Source organism: Methylobacterium sp. WL120 (assembly GCF_008039465.1).
In the GTDB taxonomy this organism is placed as follows: Bacteria; Pseudomonadota; Alphaproteobacteria; order Rhizobiales; family Beijerinckiaceae; genus Methylobacterium; species Methylobacterium cerastii.
In genome coordinates this window covers 1-16341 of record NZ_VRUT01000109.1, presented here as the reverse complement: position 1 = coordinate 16341, position 16341 = coordinate 1, and the positions used below count along the sequence as shown (strand labels likewise).

Below are 16341 nucleotides of genomic sequence, written 5' to 3'. Positions count from 1 at the left end.
GCCGGCCTGCCGAGCGTCGCGCTGCGGGTGCCGTCGAACCCGCTCGCCCGCGACCTGCTCGCCGCGGTCGGGCGGCCCGTCGCGGCGCCCTCGGCGAACCGCTCGGGCCGGGTCAGCCCGACGCGGGCCGACCACGTCCTCGCCGACCTCGACGGGCGGATCGCCGCCGTGCTCGATGGCGGCGAGACCCCGGTCGGCGTCGAGTCGACGGTGATCGCCTGCCTCGGCGGGCCGCCGCGGCTGCTCCGGCCCGGCGGCATCACCCGCGCAGCGATCCTGTCGGTGCTCGGGACGGCGCTCGACGCCTCGGCGCCGGACGCCGCGGCCCGGCCCGTCGGTCCGGGGCTCCTCGCCTCGCACTACGCCCCGCGCGCGCGTCTGCGCCTCGATGCGACGGCGATCGAGCCCGACGAGGCGGTGCTGCTGTTCGGAGCCTCGCGGCCCGCCGGGATCGCACAGGCGCGGATGGCGCTGAACCTCAGCCCGCGCGGCGATCTCGCGGAAGCCGCCGCCCGGCTGTTCGCGGCGTTGCGCGACCTCGACGCCTCCGGCGCGGCGACGATCGCGGTGTCGCCGATCCGCGCGGACGGCCTCGGCGAGGCGATCCTCGACCGCCTCGGACGGGCCGCGGCGCCGCGCTGAAAAATTTTTTTGCGCGTCGCGGAACCGATGCGTCGGCGGGATGTTTCCCATCCACGAAGGCCAGTTCAGCCCCCAATGGCCTTTTCCCTTTCAGGCTCGGAGCAATCCGAGCCTTTTTTCTTGCGCGCTGTCCTCAGGCGGCTCCGGCGCGGTGGCCGGAGCCGCCGGCGCGGATCAGCCCGCGAGCTTGGCGGCGATCCCGGCCACGTGCCGGCCCTGGAACTTCGCCCCGTCGAGTTCCACCGCGCTCGGCTGGCGCGATCCGTCGCCGCCCGCGATCGTGCTGGCGCCGTAGGGCGTGCCGCCCGCCACCGTGCCGACGTCGTTCATCCCCTGGAACGCGTAGGGCAACCCGACGATCACCATGCCGTGGTGCAGCAGCACGGTGTGGAAGCTTGTGATCGTCGTCTCCTGCCCGCCATGCTGCGTGGCGGTGGAGGTGAACACCGAGCCGACCTTGCCGACCAGCGCGCCCTTCGCCCAGAGGGCGCCGGTCTGGTCGATGAACTGCTTCATCTGCGCGGCCATGTTGCCGTAGCGGGTCGGCGTCCCGAAGATGATCGCGTCGTAGTCGGCGAGCTCGTCGGGCTGGGCGATCGGGGCTGACTGGTCGAGCTTGTAGTGCGACTGCCGCGCGACCTCCTCCGGCACCAGCTCGGGCACGCGCTTCACGTGCACCTCGGCGCCGGTCTCGCGGGCGCCCTCGGCGGCGGCGTGGGCAAGCGTCTCCACGTGGCCCCAGGAGGAATAGTACAGCACCAGGATCTTGGTCATCGTCGGCTTCCGTTCGCAGGGCCGGGCGGCCGGGCCGGCCTCGGCGGCCGCCTCGCCCTGGCTGCAAGATCGTCCCGGCCGGGCCTTGCGCAAATGCCCCAATCTGCAAGAATGGTCTTGCATGCGTGCAAGGTCGAGAGATGGCGAGGCCCTGGGACGACTTCCGCCTGGTCAAGGCCATCGCCGACCACGGCGGGCTGACGGCGGCCGCAACGCGGCTCGGCATCAACCACTCGACGGCGTTCCGGCGCCTGACGGCGATCGAGGCGGCGCTCGGCACCCGCCTGTTCGAGCGCGCGCGCACCGGCTACGCGGCGACGCAGGCCGGGACCGCCATGGTCGCGGCGGCCGGCGCCATGGAGGAGACCGCGTCGCAGTTCGCGCGCGAGGTCGCCGGGCGCGCCTCCGAACCCACCGGCCAGCTCCGGGTCACCGCGCCGTCGGGCCTCGTCACCGACCTGCTGATGCCGATCTTCGCCGCGTTCCGCGCGCACCGCCCGGGCATCCACCTCGACGTGGTGGTGTCCGACGACGCGCTGAACCTCTCGCGCCGGGACGCGGACGTGGCGGTGCGTGCCAGCAACGACCCGTCGCCCAACCTGTTCGGGCGCCGCCTCGCGACCCTCGGCTGGGCGCTCTACGGCCGCGCCGACCGAGCGGAAGCGGACCCGCGCCGGGCGGATTGGGTGACGCTGTCGGAGGCGGTCGGCGACGGGCGGTTCTTGCGCTTTGTCGCCGAGCACGGCGACCCGGAGCGCATCGCGCTTCGGCTCAACACGGTGACCGGACTGTGCGAGGCGGTGGAGGCTGGCATCGGGATCGGGCTTTTGCCCTGCCTCAGCGCCGACGCGCGGCCGGCGTTGCGCCGCATCGGGTCGGCCGAGCCGACCTTCGCCGACAGCCTGTGGATGCTGACCCACCCGGACCTGCGCCACTCGGTGCGCGTCCGGGCCTTCATGGACTTCGTCGGCGACGCGGTCGTAGCGTTGCGCCCGATGCTGGAAGGGCGGCCACTGCCCGAGCGCCGGGCGCGCGAGCCTGTGCTCAGCCGGCCTTGATCTCCAAGATCTCGACCTCTTGCCCGTTCACTTCGACGACGTCGCCGACGCCCTTGCCGGTGATCGCCCGGGCGAGCGGGGCGACGTAGGCGATCGAGCCCTTGGCCGGGTCCGCCTCGTCCTCGCCGACGATGTGGAAGGTCTGGCGGGCGTCGTCCTCGCGCTGGACCGTCACCGTCGAGCCGAAATGCACCGTGTCGCCCTCGACCGCCTCGACGAGCTGGGCCGTGCCGAGCCGCGTTGTCCAGTAGCGCAGGTCGCGCGTGACGCGGGCGGTGTCGGCCTTGTCGTCGGGCGTGAGCTTGGCCTGCTCCGCCTGGAGGCGCGCGACCTCCTTCTCGATCTGCTCGAGCCCGGCCGGGGTGACGAAGTTGGTGTGGGGGGAGATCGGGCGGTCGGGGAGGTCCTCGAAGGCTTCCCCGCCCTCCTTCTCGCGAACGAATGCAATGCTCATGCGGCAAGAATGCCCGAGCTTGCGCCGAGGTTCCGTTCGGCCGCCGACTCAATCACCCGCGGGCGGCCAGTCGAGGCCGCGCGGGTTCAGCCGACCTCGACCACCGTCCGCCCGCGGACCTTGCCCGAGAGGATGTCGGGCCCGAGGCCGCCGACCTCGGCGAGGCCGACGCGGTTCGTCATCGCCGCGAGCTTGTCGAGGTCGAGCTCGGCGGCGAGCCGCGCCCAGGCCGCGCGGCGCTTGGCCTGCGGGGTCGTCACGCTGTTGATGCCGAGCAGCGACACCCCGCGCAGGATGAAGGGCGCGACCGAGGTCGGCAGGTCCATGCCCTGCGCCAGGCCGCAGGCGGCGACCGCCCCGTCGGCCTTGGTCTGGGCCAGCACGTTGGCGAGCGTCGTCGAGCCGACCGCGTCGATCGCCGCCGCCCAGCGCTCCTTGCCCAGCGGCCGGCCGGGCTTGCCGAGTTCCTCGCGGTCGACGATCTCGGCGGCGCCGAGGGATTTCAGGTAATCCGCCTCCCCCGCGCGGCCGGTCGAGGCCATCACGTGCCAGCCCGCGCGCGCCAGCAGCGCGACCGCGACCGAGCCGACGCCGCCCGAGGCGCCGGTGACCAGGGCCGGGCCGTCCTTCGGTGTCACGCCGTGGGCGTCGAGCGCCATCAGGCAGAGCATCGCGGTGTAGCCGGCGGTGCCGATCGCCATCGTCTGCTCGGGCGAGAGGCCGGCGGGCAGCGGCACAAGCCAGTCGCCCTTCACCCGCGCCTTCTCGGCGTAGGCGCCGAGATGCGTCTCGCCGACGCCCCATCCGGTGAGCACCACCGCGTCGCCGGGCTTGTACTCAGGATGATCGGAGGCCTCGACCACGCCGGAGAAGTCGATGCCGGGGATCATCGGGAAGCGGCGCACCACCGGCGACGCGCCGGTCATCGCCAAGCCGTCCTTGTAGTTCAGGCAGGAATGGGTGACGCGGACGGTGACGTCGCCGTCCATCAGGTCGGCCTCGTCGAAATCGGTGAAGGACAGGTTTTGGCCGGCCTCGCCCTTCTCGATCACCCAGGCCTTGAACCGCGCCATGCTCGCCTCCCGCTGCTTGTCGGGGGGACCTGTGGCGCAGCTTCCACGAAATCAACCCGCCGGAGGGGCCGGCTCCGGCGGGTCGTGGCGTTCACGTCAGATCTCATGGGTTTCGACCCATGAGACTGGGCATCAGTAGCCGTCGTAGACGCTGCCCGAGGAGAAGCCGAGGCCGACGCCGATGTCGGCCGAGCTCGCGCCGGCGATGCCGACGGCGTCCGGGATCGAGCCGATCCGCGGGCCGCCGAAGCCGCCGCCCTGGTAGCCCACGCCCTGGTAGCCGCCGCCGTAACCGCCGCCACCGTAGCCGCCGCCACCACCGTAGCCGCCTCCGACCGGCACCCAGCCCGAGCGGGCCGGCGCGACCAGGACGCGACGGCTCACGCTGGCGTATTCCGGCGGGATCGTCTCGGGGATGGACTGGGCCGGCTGCACCAGCACGCGGCGGTGCTGAACGGTGTATTGCGGCGGGGTGGTGACCCAGCAGCCGATCAGCTCGCCGTAGGGGCCGCGGCGGGTCTGCCACGAGCGGCCGCCGGGCGAGACCATCACCCGCTCCGACACGGTGTCGTAGACCGGCGGCGTGGTGCGGTAGACGGTGCGGGGCGGGCGCACCAGCACGTTCTCCTGCACGGTGTCGAACACCGGCGGGGTCGAGACGTGGCGGTAGCACTCGGAGCCGTAGCAGCCGCCGGCCGAAGCGGGCGATGCGACGAGGACGGCACCGGCGAAGGCGGCGAAGAGCAGGGTGTTTCGGGCGACCGGCGCGGTCATGACGGCTTCCTCTGATACGCGGAACGAGTGGGACGACGCGAAGGGCGCGCTCATCTCGACGCTCAAGAGGCCGTCGGGTTGCTGTACAAGCAAGCACTATTGGAAAGTAGGGTAAAATTAACCCTCGATCCGGACTACGTAGTTACCGTCTACGTAAGTAAATCGTCGCTGAATTCGATCTCGGAAACCGGCTCGTCTTCCGGCCTTACGTCTGCCCCGGCTTGAGTTCGTAGAAGATGTGCCGGCCGATGACGTCCATCTTGCGCAGGCGCCGCGACCAGCCGGGCTTCACGTAGTCGGCGTGGTAGTGGGTCGCGTCGCCGACCTCGGCGAGGTAGGTCCGCCCCTCGATCACCGATTGCGCGATGCGGGTGGCGGTGGCCCACGAGCCCGAATCGGTGATGCGCAGGGCCTTGCCCTCGCAGGCGAAGGAGAACTGGCAGCCCATGTAGCGGTGGCGGTTCTGGTAGACGACCCCGCAGACGTTGGACGGGTAGAGTCCGCTCTTCACGCGGTTCAGCACCACCTGGGCGACGGCGGCCTGGCCGGCTTCGGGCTCGCTGCGCGACTCGAAGTACACGGCCTCCGCGAGGCAGCGCTGTTCCTTGTCCATGGCGTCCGGCCCGATCAGGTCGGCGTAGCGGTGGCGGGCGTCCTCGGGGACGGATTGGACCGCCGGCGCCTCGGCCCGGTCGGTGCGGATGGTGAATCCCGGCAGCATCAGGCTGGCCGAGGCGACCTCGATCGGGGTGGCGTCGGCCGGAGCCGGCGTCGTCGAGGACAGGGCCACGGCGCGCGGCACCGGCGGCGTCGAGCCGTCGGAGCGGCGCTCCTCGTCGGCCTCGGCCCGTGCGTCGTCCTCGGCGGTCGTGCCGGGATCGGCGCGTCCGAGGCCGAGGCCGAGGTCGGGCACCGGCACGAAGCCGGCCTCGGGTTCGAGGTCCGGGTTCCAGGTGGCGGCGCCCGGCGTCAGCAGGCCGGTGACGTTGCCGGTGAGGTTGGCGAAGAGCAGCGAGGCGCCGGCCTCGCGCAGCGACGCGGCCGTGCGCTCGAAACTCGGCCCCGGCGCGCGCGCCGGATCGCCCTTGCCGCCGCGCTGGACGATCGGAAAGACCCGCGCCTCGGCCTTGAGGTCGGCCTGCAGCGGCTCGTCGCCGACGCGGCGGCGGATGCGGACGGCGTCCGCCCGCTCGATGGTGAGCATCGCGCCGGCGCCGTCGCGGCGCAGGCTCGCGCCGATCAGCACGGTGCCGGCGGGCAGCGCCGGAACCAGGCGCAGGTCGCTCTCGACGAGCCGGCTGGACCCGAAGCTGGTCTCGGTGCCGGCGCTCGCCGTGAAGGAGACCAGCAGCCCGAGGCCGGCCATCCAGGGCGTGAAGGCGGTGCCGAGCCCGATGAAGCTCCGTCCGCGTCGTCCTCGTCTCGTGCCCACGCCGAACCGACCCGTACTCGATAAGCCACACCCGACGATCCTCCCGGCTGGTTCCGGTGCGAGGATGGCGGTCGGGAATTTATCGCGCGGTATGGTTGCGGAGGGGTTAAGGGCGGCCGATCGACGGTTGCCCCGGAGACTCCTGGCACCACCGCTTTGACGATGCCCCTTGCTCGAAGCCGCCGTGGTTTCGGCGGGACATCCGAGGATCGGTGCCCTTCGCTTTCGACGTATGGCCGGGAAGGAAGGTCGAAGCGTATCGCCCCGTTGACGCACATCCCTCCCCGTGACCGAGTGTCCTTCGTCCTAGGACAGAGGACGTACGCGCATGAGCGGAATGAAGAGCTAGGATGTCGTGGTCCTGTTGAAGCTCGTGAGCCTTCAGCAGGAGGAAGAAACCGGCGCTGACGGCATCCGATCGCACCTCGGGGCCGAGGCGCCCTATTCCGTTCGCGGGCTCGAATCTCAATTGGGGATCAGCAAGACCGAGATCGGCGCTTCGTTCAAGCGTATTCTTTCAAATGGCATGGCGATCAAGGATCGCACGACGGGTCGGCCGAAGCCCAATCGCCGAAATCTCTACGACTTCATCGTTCATGGACTGAAATTCGTGTTTCCTGCCTCGCCCGGGGCGATGACACGCGGGCTGCCGACCGCGTTCTGCGCGCCGATGTTGAAAAGCGCACTCTTGAGCGCCGGCAATTACATCTACGTCTGGCCGGACCCGGGAGGGCGATATCGGCCAATCCGTCTCGCCGTTGTTCAAGAGTGTTCCGGAGGCGGCGCGTAACGACGTGCGTCTCTACGAAGACCTTGCCCTCGTCGACGCCATCAGGCTCGGGAACCAGCGCGAGGCGGGCTTGGCGAAGGAACGGCTTTCGAAACGGCTGCTCGGGACATGAGCGTTCGGGGTCGATTGCTCGAGATGCTGACGCTCGTCACCAGGCTCTTGGTCCCGATCTCCGCCCCCGGTTGGTCTTCGTCGGCGGTTGCACGACGGCCCTGTTCACCACCGATCCGGTCACCCTCGAAGACGTCAGGGCAACGGACGACGTGGACTTGATCGTCGATCCGGCCGGTTGTCCGGCATGGGCCGCCTCGCAGGCACGATTGCGGACGAAGGGTTTCGTCGAAGCGTCCGAAGACTCGATCATATGCCGAATGACGCTTTCCGGGCTCAAGGTCGACGTGATGCATCGATGATGCGAACATCCTCGGCTTCACGAAACGATGGTATGCCAGGGGAATTGCGACGGCGACCGATTGTCCGCTCGCAAAGGAAACCATCATCAAAATACTGAAGCCCGAGTTTTTCCTCGCGACGAAGTTCGAGGCATACCTCGGTCGCGGCGGAGGAGATCTTCTCGGCAGCTGTGATCTGGAAGATGTCCTCTTGGTCGTCGATGGACGCGAAGAGATCGTCGACGAGGTTCGGCGGGCCGACGCCGACATTCGCCGTTTCATCGCAGAACAATTCGGGGCGCTGCTCGAGAAACAGGATTTCGATTATTGTCTCGAAGGCAACATCCGTGGTCCTGCGGGGCGGGTCGATGTGGTCCGTGCGCGCATCATGGCGCTGTGTGACGACGGCGATTGAGGAGGCGCCGGACCTCAGCCGGCGGCCGGTGCCACCTGTCAGCTGACGGATTACCGAAGGGACCGACGTCGGGAAGGGCGCAGCGGAAGCTCGCACCGTTCGACCGGTCAGGCGCGACCGGTCAGGCGCGACCGGTCAGGCGCGACCGGTCAGGCGTAAGTGTAGCGACAGGGGTTTCCACAACCGGAGCAGTTTCGCGCGAGGTGTAGGAAGGCGTGCACAAGGCGACCTCGACCACGCGACGAGGCAAGTCACCGTCCGTGATCTCGGCACCACGAAAGACGCGCTAGGCGCCGCGGACCACCTCGATCTCGAAGGTCGGCCCCCGCGGGCCCATGCGCTCGCGCATCACGATGCGGTCGTCGGCCGTCAGTGTCCCGAGCGGTACGTCCCGGTCGGGCAGCACCACCGTCGTCGCCTTGTCGAGGTGGACGAGGACGTGGCGCTTCATCGGCAGCGAGGATGCGGCCCAGGCCTTCAGCTGGCCGTAATACGGCTCGCGCGTCCAGGCCTTCGGCTGGCCGGGGTCGACCTGCACGTTCATGTTGCGGCTCACCGGATCGAGGCTGAGCACCATCTTGGCGCGGTCGGGCTTCCATTCGGGGCCGAGCCAGCTCTCGGTCATCCACAGGCAGTGGAAGGCGCGGCAATGGTCGGGCCGGTCGGCGTGGATCGCGCAGCCCCGCCCGGCCTTGGTGTGGCGGCACCATTGCCCGGCGAGGCTCTCGACGGCGGGCACGTCGTAGACCTTGCAGCACAGGGTGCAGGCGCCGCAGGCCCGGCCGGGGGCCGGCGTCGCGACGATGGTGGCGGGATCGAGCATCGCGTCGCGGCGTCTGGGTTACGAAAGGGGCGCGGCCCGAGGCCGCGCGAACGTGTCGGGGTACCTGAGCCCGCATCGGGTCGGTAGTGTGGCGGGCCAACGCGCCACAGCACCGGATCGCCCGCATGCTCTCGAACCTCGCCGTCCGCGACGTCGAAACCCTGATCCACCCCTACACCAACCTCGACGCGCACCGCAGCGCCGGCCCTCTGGTGCTGGAGCGCGGCGACGGCGTCCACGTCTACGACACCGAGGGGCGGCCCTACATCGAGGGCATGGCGGGCCTCTGGTGCACGGCGCTCGGCTACTCCAACGGCGAGCTCGTCGAGGCCGCCCGCGAGCAGATGGCCAAGCTGCCCTTCACCCACCTGTTCTCCGGCCGCAGCCACGACCCGGCGATCGAGCTGGCCGAGGTGCTGAAGGAGCTCATGCCGGTCCCGACCTCGAAGATCTTCTTCACCTCGTCCGGCTCGGAAGCCAACGACACGCAGGTCAAGCTGGCCTGGTACCTCAACAACGCGCTGGGCCGGCCGAAGAAGAAGAAGATCATCGGGCGCCAGCGCGGCTATCACGGCGTCACCATCGCCACCGCCTCGATGACCGGCCTGCCGGCCAACCACACCGACTGGGACCTGCCGCTGCCCGGCTTCCATCATGTCGGCTGCCCGCACTTCTACCGCTTCGCCGAACCCGGCGAGACGGAGGCCGCCTTCTCGCAGCGGCTGGCCGACGAGCTCGAGGCCACGATCCTGCGCGAGGGGCCGGAGACGGTGGCCGCCTTCATTGCCGAGCCGGTGATGGGCGCCGGCGGCGCCATCGTCCCGCCGGAGGGCTACTTCGCCGCGATCCAGGCGGTGCTCGCCCGCTACGAGGTGCGCTTCATCGCCGACGAGGTGATCTGCGGCTTCGGCCGCCTCGGCACCTGGTTCGGCAGCGAGGCTTTGGGCATGCGCCCCGACACCCTGTCCTTCGCCAAGGCGCTGACCTCGGGCTACGTGCCGCTCGGCGGCGTCTCGGTGGACGAGCCGCTCTACGAGGCGATGCGCGCGCAAAGCCGGAAGATCGGCACGTTCGGGCACGGCACCACCTATTCCGGCCATCCCGTCGCCTGCGCCGTCGCGCTCAAGACCATCGAGATCTACAAGCGCGAGCGCATCGTCGAGGGCGTGGCAGCCAAGGCGCCGCACTTCCAGGCGCGGCTGTCGCGCCTCGCCGAGCACCCGATCGTCGGCGAGGCCCGCGGCCTCGGCCTGATCGGCGGGCTCGAGATCGTCGCCGACAAGGCGTCGCGCCGGCAGTACGAGCCGAAGGCCGGAGTCGCCGCCCGCTGCGTCGCCTTCGCGCAAGCGGAAGGGCTGATCGTCCGGTTCCTGATGGGCGACCGCATCGCCGTGTGCCCGCCGCTGATCATCACGGCCGACGAGATCGACGACCTGTTCGACCGCCTCACCCGGGCGCTGGACCGGACCGCCGACTGGATCAGGGCCGAGGGGCTGGAGGCGATGCCGGCCGCCTGACACCGGATTTCGTGTGCGTCGAATGCTGCGATGCGGCGGCGATTTCTTAAGCCTGCGTTCATGCCGACTGCATCCTTATCGATCATCCGCCGGCTCCAGATCCGGCGGATGATCTCGAATCGCTCGCCATCGCCCTGGAGCGGCGTGGGGGCAGCATGCGGCGGCGCCATCGCCGTGCGAACGACCACAGGACGGAAATCCCATGTACGCCCCCGATGCGATGCAAGGTTCGGAGACGCAGGCCCAGGCACAGGAGCCCGAGCGCCGGCAGATGGACCAGGCCGAGGCCCGCTACGGCTTCCGCCCCCTCGCGCTTCCGGCGCTCGCCGCCGCCGCCCACTCGGTGAAGCCGGCCGGCAAGGCCGCCCCGCGGACCAACCTCAAGGGCGTGCTCGGCATCGTGCACGAGGACGTGCCGCTCGACTGAGCGATCCCACGATTCGGGAGCATGATCCGGTCCGCTTTCTGCGGTCCGGTTCAGGGTTTCTCGACGGGTTCGCGTCATCGTTGTCCACGTCCAGGTCCGCGCCGCGCTTTCGCCGGAGTGTGAGGCCAGGGATGCTCGACCGACGCGAACCCGAGGCTTCCATGCTGATCCTGCCGAGCCGCAGGCAGGTCCTGACCGGTCTCGGCGGCACGCTGGCCGCGGCGGGGCTGTCCACCGGCGCCTACGCCTTCGGGGTGGAGCCGCTGCACCGCCTTGTGGTGACCCGCTACGCCCCGCACCTGCCGCACTGGACCCCGGGCCTCTCCCTCAAGGTCGCGGTGCTCGCCGACTTCCACGTCTGCGAGCCGTTCATGCCGCTCGACCGCGTCGCCGAGATCGTCGACGCCACGAACGCGCTGGCACCCGACCTGATCCTGATGCTGGGCGACTATCCGGCCGCCGGCCGGATCGCGTGGAAGCGCGTGCCGCTTCCCGAGTTCGCCCGCCTCGCCGCGGGCCTGCGCGCGCCGCTCGGCACCTACTCGATTCTCGGCAACCACGATTGGTGGGACGACGCGGAGGCTCAGGCCGCCCGCGGCGGCGTGCCGGAAGCGCGCCGCGTGCTCGAGGCCGTCGGCATCCCGGTGATGGAGAACGACGCCCTGCGCCTGACCAAGGACGGGCACCCGTTCTGGGTCGCCGGCCTCGGCGACCAGCAGCCGTTCCTGATGTTCGACGACGACAGCGGCCGCGACGACCTGCCCGCGACGATGGCCAAGATCACGGACGACGCGCCGGCGATCCTGATGATCCACGAGCCGGACGCCTTCGTCGACGTGCCGGAGCGCGTGTCGCTCACGCTCGCCGGGCACACCCATGGCGGGCAGATCCGCCTGTTCGGCCATTCGCCGGCGATCCGCCCGATCCACGGGCACGACTATTCCTACGGCCACGTTGTCACGCAGGGCCGCCACATGATCGTGTCGGGCGGCTTCGGCGTCAGCCGCATCCCGGTCCGCCTCGGCGTCCCGCCCGAGATCGTGTTTTTGGAACTTGGGTCGAGCCTCTTGCCTTCCGCTTGAGCGGCGAGACGCCTCATGCGTCGGCGCTGGCCGTTTTTTGCGCCCACGCTAGGTTCTCCGCATGCGCGCACTTCTCGTCGGCCTCATCCTCGCCCTGCCCGCCCCGGCGCTCGCCGACGAATGCGGCGACCTGATCGACAAGGTGGCGAAGGAGACGGCGGCGAGCCCCGGCAACCGCAGCACCGACTTCGCCAACTTCTCGGCGGGCGACGGCACCACCCTGACGCTGTCCTGCGGCGGCCCGCAGCTCTCCTCGGTCGGCGCGCAGTTCCGCGGCGAGGCCCCGCCCGACGGCTACTACGCCCTGTTCGGCAAGGCCGGCCACGCCGTCACCGGGATCGGCGCCGACGTGATCGAGGCCGCCGCCCACAAGGCCCGCGAGGCCGCGAGCCGCCTGCGCCACAGCAACGTCGACGCCGGCGGCGCCCGCATCACCTGCTCCGTCTCGGGCACGGACAAGGGGCCGCTGACCATGTGCGCCGTGATCGAGCACAGCGACCGGAGCTGAACGCGGCGGGCCGTCTCAGTCGGCCGCCTGCTCCAAGGTGCGGGCGACCCACTTGTTGAGGCTGATCCCGGCCCTGCGCGCCGACGAGACCAACGCGCGATGCAGCCCCGGCTCGACGCGCACGACGAACTGCCCGGAATAGGCTTTCGCGGGCTCTTCCCCGCGCTCGGCGCAGAACGCCAGGTAATCCTCGACGCTGTCGGCGAGCGCCTGCTTCAACACGTCGACGGACCGGCCCTGAAACGTGATCACGTCGCGAAGATCCAGGATCTCGCCGTGAAAGAGGTCGGCCTCCGGGTCGTATTCGACGGACGCCTCGTAGTTTCGATACTGCATCGTCGTCATGGCGTGACTCCGGCCTCGAACAGGACGCGTCGCACCGACTTGACCGCGCCCTTGTCCGTCTCATTCTGCGGATGGCGCCGATGGCATACGGCGCGCACGCCGTTCAGCGCGACCCGGATTCGCGATCCCCGGCCCTCCGTGACCTCCGCACCGCAGGCGATCATCAGGGCCTCGATGTCGGTCCAGACGACGCCCGAGCGCACCGGATCGGCGAGGATCGCCGCCAGCGTCGCCCGATGCCGCCCGCTGAGCTTCATATGATATCGAAAGCCAGTATCACACGTCGGCGCTCCCCGATGCGAGCGCCGACGTGTGCGACGATCTCAGCCCGTCCTCAGAGCGGGATGTTGTCGTGCTTCTTCCAGGGCTGCTCCATCTCCTTGGTGCGCAGCATGCCCAGCGCCCGCGCGATGCGCTTGCGGGTGGAATGCGGCATGATCACTTCGTCGATGTAGCCGCGCTCGGCCGCCACGAACGGCGACAGGAAGCGGTCCTCGTACTCGGTGGTCCGGCCGGCGATCTTGTCGGCGTCGCCGAGCTCGCTGCGGAAGATGATCTCGACCGCGCCCTTGGCGCCCATCACCGCGATCTGCGCGGTGGGCCAGGCGTAGTTCAGGTCGGCGCCGACGTGCTTGGAGGCCATCACGTCGTAGGCGCCGCCGAAGGCCTTTCGCGTGATGATGGTGACGAGCGGCACCGTCGCCTGGGAATAGGCGAAGAGCAGCTTGGCGCCGTGCTTGATCAGGCCGCCGTATTCCTGCGCGGTGCCCGGCAGGAAACCCGGCACGTCGACGAAGGTCACGATCGGGATCGAGAAGGCGTCGCAGAAGCGCACGAAGCGGGCGGCCTTGCGCGAGGCGTCCGCGTCGAGCACGCCCGCCAACACCATCGGCTGGTTGGCCACGAAGCCGACGGTGCGGCCCTCGATCCGGCCGAACCCGGTCATGATGTTGCGGGCGTAAGCCGCCTGGATCTCGAAGAAGTCGCCCTCGTCGACCACGCGGCGGATCAGCTCGCCCATGTCGTAGGGCTTGTTCGGGTTGTCCGGGATCAGGGTGTCGAGCGACTTGTCGAGGCGTAAGGGGTCGTCGAAGCTCTCGATCTCCGGCACGCCGTCGATGTTGTTGGCCGGCAGGAAGTCGACGAGGCGGCGGATCTGAAGAAGGGCCTCGACGTCGTTCTCGAACGAGCCGTCGGCGATCGACGACTTCGTGGTGTGGACCTTGGCGCCGCCGAGCTCCTCGGCGGTGACGACCTCGTTCGTGACGGTCTTCACCACGTCGGGGCCGGTGACGAACATGTAGCTCGTGTCGCGGACCATGAAGATGAAGTCGGTCATGGCCGGCGAGTAGACGTCGCCGCCCGCGCACGGGCCCATGATGACGGAGATCTGCGGGATCACGCCGGACGCCATGACGTTGCGGCGGAACACCTCGCCGTAGCCGCCGAGCGCGGCCACGCCCTCCTGGATGCGCGCGCCGCCGGCGTCGAAGATGCCGATGATCGGGGCGCGCATCTTCAGCGCCATGTCCTGAACCTTGACGATCTTGGCGGCGTGCGTCTCCGACAGCGAGCCGCCGAACACCGTGAAGTCCTTCGAGAACAGGAACACGGTGCGGCCGTTGATGGTGCCCCAGCCGGTGACGACGCCGTCGCCGGGGATCTTCTGCTTCTCCATCCCGAAATCGGTCGAGCGGTGCTGCACGAACATGTCGAACTCTTCGAACGACCCGTGGTCGAGCAGGAGTTCGATGCGCTCGCGCGCCGTGAGCTTGCCGCGCTTGTGCTGGGCGTCGACCCGCTTCTCGCCGCCGCCGAGGCGGGCGAGCGAGCGGCGCTCCTCGAGCTTTTCCAGGATGTCCTTCATGGGTCGAGCGGTCCTGCCTCAGGCGTAGGGAGTTCTTGTTCCTTGCGCAGGCCGCCCGATCAGGACGGCGTGCCCAAGCTTGAACAGCGCCTTAGCATGCAGTTCCGCGCCGGGGAATTGAACCTGTTTTGGCCCGGCGAAAAGCCGAATTTTCCGGTCCGCGCGAGCGGCGCCTAGCGGGCCAGCGCCGCCACCTCGGCGGCGGCCAGGAACTCGACCTTGCGTCCGGCGAGCCGCGTCGTGGCGTCCTCGTCCGCGCCCCAGACGGCGGTCTGGTAGGTCTCGTCGACGTGGGCGGCCTCCCAGCCCTCCTCAGCGGTGAGGCGCCCGGCGAGCACGGCCAACGCGATCAGCAGCGAGCCGCTCAGCGTCGTCAGGGTGTGGAAGGCGGCGAGCCGGAACGGGTCGTCGATCGCCGAGACCGCCGCGCGCAGGGCCGCCACCGAATCCTCCGGCTGCGTCACGTGCATCACGCCCTCGCTGAGGATCAGCCGGGCGCCCAGAGCCTCGCGCGCCCAATCGAGGATCGGGTCCCAGGCTTCTGCCTGCGCCGCCACGAGCCGCTCGGGCGTGCCGGCGCGGTAGGCGACGAGGTCGGTGCCGGCATAGGGCCACAGGTCCTCGGCCACCGCCGCCATGCGCGGGGCGACGCCGTCGATCGCGGTGTTGATCAGCCGCGTGAACGGCATCTTCGCGGGGTCGATGGTCTCGCCTTGCGCCGCCCACTCGGCGGCGAGGCGTTCGGCCAGCGCCCGCGTCGGCGCCGCCAGCGGGTTGCGCGCCGGGGTGTTGGCCGGGCGCCCGTCCAGCGTCAGGCGGAAGCCGCCTTCGCCCTCGGCGAACCCGGTCTCCTTGTAGAAGCGCTTCGGCAGCACCGGCTTGCCGTGGTCGCGCACCGCCCGCATCGGGTCGGGGCGCGGGGTGTCGGAAGGCTGTCCCAGCCAATCTTGGGTGACGTCGTCGCTCATGGCTCGGAGATTAAGGGATCGCGCGCGGTTTCGCGAGCCCGCTCAGCGCTCCGCGGGGTCGCGGAACAGGTCGCCCAAAGCCGCGGCGGTCTCCACCACGGTCACGGCGCCGGCGCCGAACAGGGCGCCGGGCGGATGGTAGCCCCAGGCCACGCCGACCGCGGCGGCGCCTGCCGCCACCGCCATCGCCATGTCGTAGGAGGTGTCGCCCACCATCACGGTGGCGGAGGGGCCGACGCCCGCCTCGGCCATCGCCTGGTTCAGCATCGCCGGATCGGGCTTGGAGGGCGCGTCGTCGGCGGTCTGGGTGGTGGAAAACCAACCCTCCCAGCCGTTGAAGGCGACGAGGTGGTCGACGCCGCGCCGCGACTTGCCGGTGGCGATCCCGAGTCGCACGTCGTCGCGGGCGTGCAGGCGCGCGATCAGTTCGCCCATGCCGGGAAACAGCGGCTCCTCGTAATCCGGGTCGAGGCGCAGCGCGTTGAAGGCGCGCTTGTAGCTCTCCGAAAGGGCCGCGACCGGGCCGTCGTCGCCGACGAGGCGGCGGAAGGCCTGCGGCAGCGACAGGCCGACCACGGAGAGCGATTCGGCGCGGCTCGGCGCCGGCAGGCCGTTCTCGGCGAAGGCCGTGCCCTGCGCGGCGACGATCAGGTGCTGGCTGTCGACCAGCGTGCCGTCGACGTCGAAGACGACGAGCTTCACGCGCCGGGACGGCGGAGCCGCCTCACGGCTTGCGCTCGGCGGGCGCGGGCGCCGTCATCGGGGCGGGCGCGGGGGGCGAGGCCGGAGCCTGTTGCTGCAACGGCTGCGATTGCTGCTGCTGCGCCGAGGGGGTGCGCGGCCGTTCGTAGCCGAGCTTGCACCGGATCAGGAAGCGGCGGCGGCGGCCGCCCTGGAGCGCGCGCGCATGCGAGGCGCGGTTGCAGGCGGCGTAGGAGCGCCGCCGCTTGTCGCCGGCGCGGACGCCAGGCGGGCCGGCGCGGCCGAGCGACGGCTGCGC

Annotated in this window: 20 protein-coding genes and 1 pseudogene; 9 read left to right on the top strand and 12 right to left on the bottom strand. The window is 70.4% G+C overall.

The window, feature by feature from the left end; translation table 11 throughout:
- Window positions 1–642 (top strand): L-threonylcarbamoyladenylate synthase (locus FV229_RS18605; RefSeq protein WP_147753387.1); only part of this gene is annotated, 642 nt, incomplete at its 5' end.
- Window positions 643–816: 174 nt separating this feature from the next.
- On the opposite strand, the gene wrbA is transcribed toward FV229_RS18605, so the two are convergent.
- Window positions 817–1416: an NAD(P)H:quinone oxidoreductase gene (gene wrbA, locus FV229_RS18600; RefSeq protein WP_147753386.1), complete on the bottom strand. Its 600-nt coding sequence runs from the start codon at window positions 1414–1416 to the stop codon at window positions 817–819.
- A 140-nt stretch (window positions 1417–1556) separates the two neighbouring features.
- Between wrbA and FV229_RS18595 the strand changes: the two genes are divergently transcribed.
- Window positions 1557–2474: a LysR family transcriptional regulator gene (locus FV229_RS18595; protein ID WP_147753385.1), complete on the top strand. Its 918-nt coding sequence runs from the start codon at window positions 1557–1559 to the stop codon at window positions 2472–2474.
- Here FV229_RS18595 and greA read toward each other — a convergent pair.
- The 4 genes from greA to FV229_RS18575 form a co-directional block, all read right to left on the bottom strand.
- On the bottom strand, window positions 2461–2928 hold the full coding sequence (gene greA, locus FV229_RS18590; protein ID WP_147753384.1) for a transcription elongation factor GreA: 468 nt from the start codon (window positions 2926–2928) through the stop codon (window positions 2461–2463). The two genes, FV229_RS18595 and greA, sit on opposite strands and share 14 nt — an antisense overlap.
- An 86-nt stretch (window positions 2929–3014) precedes the next feature.
- Window positions 3015–4001, bottom strand: a complete 987-nt coding sequence (locus FV229_RS18585) for an MDR family oxidoreductase (RefSeq protein WP_147753383.1) — start codon at window positions 3999–4001, stop codon at window positions 3015–3017.
- Window positions 4002–4133: 132 nt separating this feature from the next.
- Window positions 4134–4775 (bottom strand): hypothetical protein, encoded by a 642-nt coding sequence (locus tag FV229_RS18580; RefSeq protein WP_147753382.1) that lies wholly within the window; start codon window positions 4773–4775, stop codon window positions 4134–4136.
- Between the two features lie 205 nt (window positions 4776–4980).
- Window positions 4981–6141 (bottom strand): cell wall hydrolase, encoded by a 1161-nt coding sequence (locus FV229_RS18575; RefSeq protein WP_147753388.1) that lies wholly within the window; start codon window positions 6139–6141, stop codon window positions 4981–4983.
- A gap of 430 nt (window positions 6142–6571) precedes the next feature.
- Between FV229_RS18575 and FV229_RS18570 the strand changes: the two genes are divergently transcribed.
- The 3 genes from FV229_RS18570 to FV229_RS28590 all read left to right on the top strand — a co-directional run bounded on the left by FV229_RS18570 (window position 6572) and on the right by FV229_RS28590 (window position 7804).
- Window positions 6572–6997 (top strand): hypothetical protein, encoded by a 426-nt coding sequence (locus FV229_RS18570; RefSeq protein ID WP_348644194.1) that lies wholly within the window; start codon window positions 6572–6574, stop codon window positions 6995–6997.
- Window positions 6998–7179: 182 nt separating this feature from the next.
- A complete protein-coding gene (locus FV229_RS28595) occupies window positions 7180–7410 on the top strand; it encodes a hypothetical protein (RefSeq protein WP_348644193.1) in 231 nt (76 codons plus the stop codon).
- A 190-nt stretch (window positions 7411–7600) separates the two neighbouring features.
- Entirely contained in the window at window positions 7601–7804 is a 204-nt protein-coding gene (locus FV229_RS28590) for a hypothetical protein (RefSeq protein WP_348644192.1), read from the top strand.
- A gap of 286 nt (window positions 7805–8090) precedes the next feature.
- Here the strand turns inward: FV229_RS28590 and FV229_RS18560 are convergent, their stop codons facing one another.
- Window positions 8091–8627, bottom strand: coding sequence for a hypothetical protein (locus tag FV229_RS18560; protein ID WP_147753381.1), 537 nt, complete (start codon window positions 8625–8627; stop codon window positions 8091–8093).
- 125 nt (window positions 8628–8752) lie between these two features.
- On the opposite strand from FV229_RS18560, the gene FV229_RS18555 reads away from it, so the two are divergent.
- From FV229_RS18555 to FV229_RS18540, 4 genes are all read left to right on the top strand, one after another.
- A complete protein-coding gene (locus tag FV229_RS18555; RefSeq protein ID WP_147753380.1) occupies window positions 8753–10144 on the top strand; it encodes an aminotransferase in 1392 nt (463 codons plus the stop codon).
- A 202-nt stretch (window positions 10145–10346) separates the two neighbouring features.
- On the top strand, window positions 10347–10571 hold the full coding sequence (locus FV229_RS18550) for a hypothetical protein (protein ID WP_147753379.1): 225 nt from the start codon (window positions 10347–10349) through the stop codon (window positions 10569–10571).
- 161 nt (window positions 10572–10732) lie between these two features.
- The gene (locus tag FV229_RS18545; protein ID WP_147753378.1) at window positions 10733–11653 is read left to right on the top strand and encodes a metallophosphoesterase; all 921 of its coding nucleotides are present in this window, start codon (window positions 10733–10735) and stop codon (window positions 11651–11653) included.
- A 61-nt stretch (window positions 11654–11714) separates the two neighbouring features.
- The gene (locus tag FV229_RS18540) at window positions 11715–12161 is read left to right on the top strand and encodes an ABC transporter ATPase (protein ID WP_147753377.1); all 447 of its coding nucleotides are present in this window, start codon (window positions 11715–11717) and stop codon (window positions 12159–12161) included.
- Between the two features lie 15 nt (window positions 12162–12176).
- Here the strand turns inward: FV229_RS18540 and FV229_RS18535 are convergent, their stop codons facing one another.
- From FV229_RS18535 to FV229_RS18510, 6 genes and pseudogenes are all read right to left on the bottom strand, one after another.
- Window positions 12177–12506, bottom strand: coding sequence for a type II toxin-antitoxin system HicB family antitoxin (locus FV229_RS18535; protein WP_147753376.1), 330 nt, complete (start codon window positions 12504–12506; stop codon window positions 12177–12179).
- Window positions 12503–12763 carry a type II toxin-antitoxin system HicA family toxin gene (locus FV229_RS18530; protein WP_147753375.1) on the bottom strand — a complete coding sequence of 87 codons (261 nt, stop codon included), beginning with the start codon at window positions 12761–12763 and terminating at the stop codon, window positions 12503–12505. The genes FV229_RS18535 and FV229_RS18530 overlap by 4 nt, the downstream gene beginning before the upstream one ends.
- 77 nt (window positions 12764–12840) lie before the next feature.
- Entirely contained in the window at window positions 12841–14373 is a 1533-nt protein-coding gene (locus tag FV229_RS18525; RefSeq protein WP_147753374.1) for an acyl-CoA carboxylase subunit beta, read from the bottom strand.
- A gap of 173 nt (window positions 14374–14546) precedes the next feature.
- Complete coding sequence (locus tag FV229_RS18520) at window positions 14547–15341, bottom strand: ATP12 family protein (protein WP_147753373.1); 795 nt, start codon at window positions 15339–15341, stop codon at window positions 14547–14549.
- A gap of 42 nt (window positions 15342–15383) precedes the next feature.
- Window positions 15384–16043 (bottom strand): HAD-IA family hydrolase, encoded by a 660-nt coding sequence (locus FV229_RS18515; protein WP_147753372.1) that lies wholly within the window; start codon window positions 16041–16043, stop codon window positions 15384–15386.
- 22 nt (window positions 16044–16065) lie between these two features.
- Window positions 16066–16341, bottom strand: a pseudogene (locus tag FV229_RS18510) (hypothetical protein); the annotation flags it as partial.

Bases quoted from the DNA above. Each gene is read 5' to 3' on its own strand.
- FV229_RS18585 (WP_147753383.1), bottom strand. From the start codon at position 4,001: ATGGCGCGGTTCAAGGCCTGGGTGATCGAGAAGGGCGAGGCCGGCCAA.
- FV229_RS18525 (WP_147753374.1), bottom strand. From the start codon at position 14,373: ATGAAGGACATCCTGGAAAAGCTCGAGGAGCGCCGCTCGCTCGCCCGC.
- FV229_RS18555 (WP_147753380.1), top strand. From the start codon at position 8,753: ATGCTCTCGAACCTCGCCGTCCGCGACGTCGAAACCCTGATCCACCCC.
- FV229_RS18550 (WP_147753379.1), top strand. From the start codon at position 10,347: ATGTACGCCCCCGATGCGATGCAAGGTTCGGAGACGCAGGCCCAGGCA.
- FV229_RS18580 (WP_147753382.1), bottom strand. From the start codon at position 4,775: ATGACCGCGCCGGTCGCCCGAAACACCCTGCTCTTCGCCGCCTTCGCC.
- FV229_RS18545 (WP_147753378.1), top strand. From the start codon at position 10,733: ATGCTGATCCTGCCGAGCCGCAGGCAGGTCCTGACCGGTCTCGGCGGC.
- FV229_RS18540 (WP_147753377.1), top strand. From the start codon at position 11,715: ATGCGCGCACTTCTCGTCGGCCTCATCCTCGCCCTGCCCGCCCCGGCG.
- FV229_RS18595 (WP_147753385.1), top strand. From the start codon at position 1,557: ATGGCGAGGCCCTGGGACGACTTCCGCCTGGTCAAGGCCATCGCCGAC.
- FV229_RS18560 (WP_147753381.1), bottom strand. From the start codon at position 8,627: ATGCTCGATCCCGCCACCATCGTCGCGACGCCGGCCCCCGGCCGGGCC.
- greA (WP_147753384.1), bottom strand. From the start codon at position 2,928: ATGAGCATTGCATTCGTTCGCGAGAAGGAGGGCGGGGAAGCCTTCGAG.
- FV229_RS18520 (WP_147753373.1), bottom strand. From the start codon at position 15,341: ATGAGCGACGACGTCACCCAAGATTGGCTGGGACAGCCTTCCGACACC.
- wrbA (WP_147753386.1), bottom strand. From the start codon at position 1,416: ATGACCAAGATCCTGGTGCTGTACTATTCCTCCTGGGGCCACGTGGAG.
- FV229_RS18575 (WP_147753388.1), bottom strand. From the start codon at position 6,141: ATGGCCGGCCTCGGGCTGCTGGTCTCCTTCACGGCGAGCGCCGGCACC.
- FV229_RS18535 (WP_147753376.1), bottom strand. From the start codon at position 12,506: ATGACGACGATGCAGTATCGAAACTACGAGGCGTCCGTCGAATACGAC.
- FV229_RS18530 (WP_147753375.1), bottom strand. From the start codon at position 12,763: ATGAAGCTCAGCGGGCGGCATCGGGCGACGCTGGCGGCGATCCTCGCC.